Annotated in this window: 4 protein-coding genes; 2 read left to right on the top strand and 2 right to left on the bottom strand. The window is 69.4% G+C overall.

The features are described 5' to 3' along the window. Positions 1–243 precede the first annotated feature (243 nt). Entirely contained in the window at positions 244–1,023 is a 780-nt protein-coding gene (locus QH196_RS13310) for an isoprenyl transferase (protein WP_280416087.1), read from the bottom strand. Positions 1,024–1,394: 371 nt separating this feature from the next. On the opposite strand from QH196_RS13310, the gene trhA reads away from it, so the two are divergent. After that, on the top strand, positions 1,395–2,063 hold the full coding sequence (gene trhA, locus QH196_RS13305; protein WP_348538072.1) for a PAQR family membrane homeostasis protein TrhA: 669 nt from the start codon (positions 1,395–1,397) through the stop codon (positions 2,061–2,063). A gap of 130 nt (positions 2,064–2,193) precedes the next feature. Next, positions 2,194–3,720, top strand: coding sequence for an adenylate/guanylate cyclase domain-containing protein (locus QH196_RS13300; RefSeq protein WP_280416086.1), 1,527 nt, complete (start codon positions 2,194–2,196; stop codon positions 3,718–3,720). A 262-nt stretch (positions 3,721–3,982) separates the two neighbouring features. Here QH196_RS13300 and QH196_RS13295 read toward each other — a convergent pair whose 3' ends face one another. Beyond that, a complete protein-coding gene (locus tag QH196_RS13295; protein WP_280416085.1) occupies positions 3,983–6,040 on the bottom strand; it encodes a thioredoxin domain-containing protein in 2,058 nt (685 codons plus the stop codon). Positions 6,041–6,084 lie beyond the last annotated feature (44 nt).

Here is a 6,084-nt window from a genome sequence, read left to right as displayed (position 1 = left end):
TCGGCGCCCTGGGCGGCCCACAACGCGGGGTGGCTGTGGTTGCGCAGCACTGGCGCACCGGCGGCCCCGATCCCCCGTCCGGGGCGGCAGCGTCGGTGTCAGGGGCCGGATCGGGCACGCCCGCCGCCGGGCGGGGGGGGGTGGTGGTGGTGGGGTTGGTGTTGTTACGTGTGGGCATGACAGGTCCCGCCAACAATGGGGGCCAAAACCCCGCGGCGCCGATGGCGCCGCAAAAGACACAGCTCAGGTTCCGTAGCGGCGGTGGCGGGCCGCGTAGTCGCGGAGGGCGCGCAGGAAGTCCACGCGGCGGAATTCGGGCCAGTAGACCTCGGTGAACCAGATTTCGGAGTAGGCGCTCTGCCAGAGCAGGAAACCGGAGAGGCGTTGTTCGCCGGAGGTGCGGATCACCAGGTCCGGGTCGGGCTGGCCGGAGGTGTAGAGGTGCTGGCCGATGGCGTTGACCGTGATCGACTGAACCAGGTCTTCACCGGTTTCACCCGCGGCGATTTCCTGGCGGACCAGCTGGCGGACCGCGTCGGCGATTTCCTGGCGGCCGCCGTAGCCGATGGCGACGTTGACGTGGGTGCCGGTACGTTCGCGGGTGCGTTCGGTGGCGGTGCGCATCCGCTTGGCGACGAGATCGGGTAGACCGTCGAGGGTGCCGACGATCCGCACCCGCCAGTTCTGTTCGGGGGCGGCCAATTCCTCCACCACGTCGGTGATGACCTCGAACAGGGTTTCCAGTTCTTCCTGACCGCGATGCAGGTTCTCGGTGGAGAGCAGGTAGACGGTGACCAGCTCGATTCCCTCGGCTTCACACCAGCTGACCAGTTCGGCGACCTTGAGGGCCCCGACCCGGTGGCCGTGGGTGATATCGGTGAACCCGTTCTCACGGGCCCAGCGGCGATTGCCGTCACACACCACGGCGACGTGGCGCGGATGCTGTTTATCCGCAAGCTTCTTGGCCAGACGGGCCTCGTAGATGCGATAGGGAAAGCCCCGCAGCCGACTCGGAAATTCCACGACGACCTACAGTACGCCTTTTCCGGGGTTCATCCGCATTCGCCGCCGAACGTGGGCTGGACCACAGCAGCCCGCGTTCGCGGCGAACCCGGTACAGTGACAACCGACGCAACCTACGCTTCCGTAGGTTACCGGCGGGTCAAGAACTGTCCGGTGGTCCGACGACGAACCATCAGGGCCGCCCGCACAGCCCGAACCGACACCGCGACGTCCCCGCCGATCCAGGAGGTTCCGTGTTCGACCCGGCAGACCCGAGAGCCGGCACCGGTGAGCCGCCGGACGACCTCGGCAACGCGCTGCGGCACTCCCCCGACGGCGACAGCTTCACTCGCGGCTTCGGCACCGCACGGAACACCGATGACGAGGATCCGGTGCCCAACCCGGCCGACTCCTTGGTCGCGCTGGTCAAACCCCGGATGCGCGGCTGGATCCACACTTGGGCCACCGGAATCGCCGTTCTCGCGGTGATCGCGCTGGTCGCCGCCGCCACGACCGTATCGGCCACCGCCGTCATCGCGACCACCGTCTACGGGCTCACCATCTGCGCACTGTTCGGAATCAGCGCGACCTACCACCGGATCACCTGGACCACCGTGCGGGCGCGGGTCCGGATGAAACGCGCCGATCATTCGATGATCTTCCTTTTCATCGCCGGCACCTATACCCCGTTCGCCCTGCTCGGTCTGCCCACCTCCACGGGCCGGATACTGCTGGCGGTCGTGTGGGCGGGGGCGCTGGCCGGGGTCGCGCTGAAGATGCTGTGGCCACACGCCCCGCGCTGGGTCGGCGTACCGCTGTACCTGCTGCTCGGCTGGGCGGTCGTGCCGGTGGGCGGGGAGCTCTACCGGTCGGTAGGACCGGCGGCAGTGCTGCTGCTCGTGGCCGGCGGGCTCGCCTACAGCATCGGCGCGGTGCTCTACGCGACCAAATGGCCGAACCCGTGGCCGACCACTTTCGGCCACCACGAGTTCTTCCACGCCGCCACCGTATTCGCCGCGCTGTGCCACTACGTGGCGATATGGCTGGTGCTGCTGGGTTGACCCGCAACGGTCGGGCGCGGGATCGCAGGCCGATAGCGGGAATATGCCCGGCGTTGTCGATTAGGCTGCTGTGTCGTGTCCTTCGATACCGGCCGCTCCGGCGACCGCGGCCACCGCGGGTAGTCCGGCGATGAGCGACGGCAGTACGGTCCGGCGCCGGCCCGGCAGGATCTCCCGGCTGATGCTGTGGAGCGTCCGTGTCCGCGGGGGCCTGTCGCTGATGGTCATCGCGGCGCATTTCGCCGGTCTCGCCGTGATCGTCACCCAGCTCTGGCTCATCGGATTCCCGAGTCGCGTGGGCGCCGACCAACTGGGCGGGCTGGCCGCCGTCACCGTCTACCCGGCGCTGGCGATCCTGGCGGGGATCGGGTTGGCCATCCGCGACCGGATGGCCTATTTCGGCTGGCTCGACCAGTCACGCAAACCGACCCCGAACGAGGCGCGGCGCCTGCTCCATCTCCCCATCGCCGTATCGCTGCGGGCGATCGCGATGTGGACACCGGGTGTGGTGATCTCGGCGGTGCTGCTGGCCCGGCTCACCGAGGAGAACGATTTCGTCGTCCTGCTCGCCATGTTCACCATCGGCGGGCTCGAATCCGCCGGCCTGACCTATCTCGTCGTCGACCGGGTGATCCGGCCCGTGGTGCCCATCGTCGCCGGTGTCCTCGGCGCGACCATGCACTGGAGTTCCTCGGTGTTCGTGCGGGTCGCACTGGCCTGGGCGGTATCCGGCGCCATGCCGCTGAGCGCGTTGATCGTGGTGCTGGCCGATCCGTCCTCCACCCAGGACCACCGGATCCGCACCGGTATCTATCTCGCGGCGATCAGCCTGGCGGTCGGGGTGGGCGCCACCTGGGCGCTGGCCCGGGCTGTCGCCACCCCGCTACGCACCCTGCGGATCGCGGTCGACCGGATCACCCAGGGCGACCTGGACGTGCGGGTTCCGGTGGGCAGCGCCAGCGAGATCGGGCGGCTGGAACATTCGGTCAACGAGATGTCGGCGAACCTGCGGGAGCGGCTGCGGCTGCGCGATGTGTTCGACCGGCATGTCGGCGAAGAGGTCGCCGAACGCGCACTGGCGGGCGGGGTCGATCTGACCGGCGATGTGCGGGAGGTGACGGCGCTGTTCGTGGACGTCACCGGGTCGGTGGCGATCTCCACCGGGCTGCCGCCGCAGGAGTTCGTCGCCAAACTCAACCGGTTGATGACGACCGTGGTCGCGGCCACCGAGGAGAACGACGGGCTGGTCAACAAGTTCGAAGGCGATGCGGCGCTGTGTATTTTCGGCGCGCCGATCGCGTTGGCGGACAACGCGACCCCAGCCCTGCGCGCGGCCCGCCGGATCCGCGACGAGATCGCGGCGGCCGGGGAACTGGATATCGGTATCGGGGTCGCCCGGGGCCGGGTGTTCGCCGGCGATCTCGGCACCGACACCCGTCGCGAATACACGGTGATCGGCGACGCGGTGAACGCCGCGGCCCGCCTCACCACCCGCGCCAAGGAAGTGCCGCGGCGCATCCTGGTGTCGCAGAGTGTTGTCGATGCCGCCGCGGCGGACGAGCGGGAGAAGTGGGTGAAACACGGTGCCGTAGCTCTCCGCGGCATCACCGAACCCACTTCCTCGTGGACCGACCGCGAACCCGGGCCGACACCATAGGAACCGGCACTCGGGGCGGCTTCTCGCCATTTCCGACGCCCTCGCTCGAGCACCCATCCGCACGGTCCCGGCCCACCGAGCTCACTCCAGGCGAACGCAGCTTCCCGACGGCCTTCGGCGAGCCCCGGCCTTCGTCACGCCCCACCCATCGGGATCGCCGGCCGGATATCCGCCGGCGGATCGGCGGGCGGGATTCGCCGGCCCGGTGGCAGCGGGTGCCGGAGCCGGCGCCCGACCGGCGACCGCGCGGCGGGCTCGGCGGCTACTCCGCCACGTTTCCGGCTGCTTCCCCGATGAGGGCAGCACGCAGGTCGTCCGGTGTCGTCACCGGAAGGTCGCAGACCGTGCCGCGGCACACATATGCTGCGGCGGTGCCCTCGATGGCGGGGCGATCGGCGAGCAGCGGGACGGTATCCGCGGTCGCCCGCACGATGATCGCACCGCCGGGGGCGTAAGCCCGGGCGACCTCCAGCAGCTCCACATCACCCACCGGCACATAGCCGGTCGTGGATATCGCGATCTGCAGCGGGCCCTGCAGCGCGGCCTCGGCGACCGTCAGCCACTGTCCGGCCGAACGCGGCGCCCTGGCAAGTACCACCGCGCCGCGCGTCAACGTCTGCTCCGCCAGTTCGCGGTAACGGCCGGCGTGCTCGGGTTCCACCACCGCGGACGCCGTCAGCAGAGCTTCGGCGAGCACGGACGCCCCCGCCGGGGTGGCGCCGTCGATGGGGTCGCGCGGGCGGGCGATCAGCGTTTCCGCGTCGTCGGCGGTATCGAACCAGCTACCGGGTTCGTCCGGGTCGGCGAAATGGGTGATCGCCGAATCCAGGATCCGGTGGATATCGGGCAGCCAGCCGGCCGACCCGGAGTATTGGTGCAGCGCCAGCAGCGCGGTCGCCAGCCAGGCGTAGTCCTCCAGGACGCCTGCCGAGGTCCCGGCGACCCCGCCCAGCGAGGCGCGCAGCACCCGGTCGCCGACGACGTGGACGTCGAGGATCACCCGGGACAGCTCGTAGGCGGCGTCGAACCAGTCGCGCCGGTCCAGGGCCCGGGCCGCCTCGCACAGCGCGGTGATGGCCATACAGTTCCAGGCGGTGACCATCTTGTCGTCCCGCTCCGGTTGCGGGCGCCGGTCCCGGGCGGCGCGCAAAGTGGTGCGCACACGTTCGAATCGTTCGGTGTCCTCGGGGTCCCGGGCACGGGTGAGCACGGAGCTGCCCTGTTCGAAGTTGCCGCCCGTGGTGACCCCGAAGATTTCCCCCGCCCACGCACCGTCGATCGGGCCGAGTTCGCCGACCAGTTCGGCCGGATTCCACACGTAGGTGGCGCCCTCCATCCCGGGCGCACCCGGTTCCACCTGCGTATCGGCGTCGAGCGCGGAGGCGAAACCGTTCGCGGTCGCCAGATCGTCGAACAGGAATCCGACCAGTTCCTCGGTGATCCGCCGGGGCAGTGGATCGTCCGGGGTGCGCCGGGCCAGATGCGCGTAGAACCGCAGTAGTTGCGCGTTGTCGTAGAGCATTTTCTCGAAATGCGGGACCACCCACGCGGCGTCCACCGAATAGCGGGCGAAGCCGCCACGCAACTGGTCGTAGATACCGCCGCGGGCCATCGCCTCGGCGGTACGGTCCACCACCGCGCGGACCTCAGGATCGCCGGTGCGCTCCCAGCTGCGCAGCAGGCCCTCCAACAGCGCGGCCGGCGGGAACTTCGGGGCACCTCCGAAACCGCCGTGGACCTCGTCGAAATCGCGGACCGCCGCGGATACGGCATGGTCCAGCAGTTGCGCGGTTATCCGCAGTTCGCTCTCGGGCAGCCCGCCCGCCTGCGCACGCAGCGCCTCGGCAACCTGATCGGCCGCCGTATCGACATCGGCGCGCCGATTCCGCCAGGTATCGGTGATCGCGGTGAGCAGCTGGGTGAACGACGGCATCCCGCCGCGCGGCACCTTCGGGTAGTACGTCCCGCAGTAGAACGGTTCGCCCGCCGGGGTCAGGAAACAGGTCATCGGCCAGCCACCCTGACCGGTCATGGCGACGGTGGCGTTCATGTACACGGCGTCGATATCCGGGCGTTCCTCCCGGTCGACCTTGATACAGACGAACTCGTCGTTCATCTGCGCCGCCGTCGCCTCGTCCTCGAACGATTCGTGCGCCATCACATGACACCAGTGACAACTCGCGTACCCCACCGACAGCAGAATCGGCACATCCCGTGCCGCGGCCTCGGCCAGCGCATCGGCATCCCATTCGCGCCAGTGGACCGGGTTGTTCGCGTGCTGACGCAGGTACGGAGAGGTGGCACCGGACAGACGGTTCATACCCTCCAGCCTTCCACAAACGCCGGCAAGCGATGCCCGGCGAG

The organism is Nocardia carnea (assembly GCF_029868325.1).
GTDB classification, from domain to species: Bacteria; Actinomycetota; Actinomycetes; order Mycobacteriales; family Mycobacteriaceae; genus Nocardia; species Nocardia carnea_C.
The sequence above is the reverse complement of the archived record's forward strand: the minus strand, read 5'-3'. Positions and strand labels throughout refer to the sequence as shown.

Excerpts from the sequence above, each read along its gene's own strand:
- QH196_RS13295 (WP_280416085.1), bottom strand. The coding sequence starts at position 6,040 with ATGAACCGTCTGTCCGGTGCCACCTCTCCGTACCTGCGTCAGCACGCG.
- QH196_RS13300 (WP_280416086.1), top strand. The coding sequence starts at position 2,194 with ATGAGCGACGGCAGTACGGTCCGGCGCCGGCCCGGCAGGATCTCCCGG.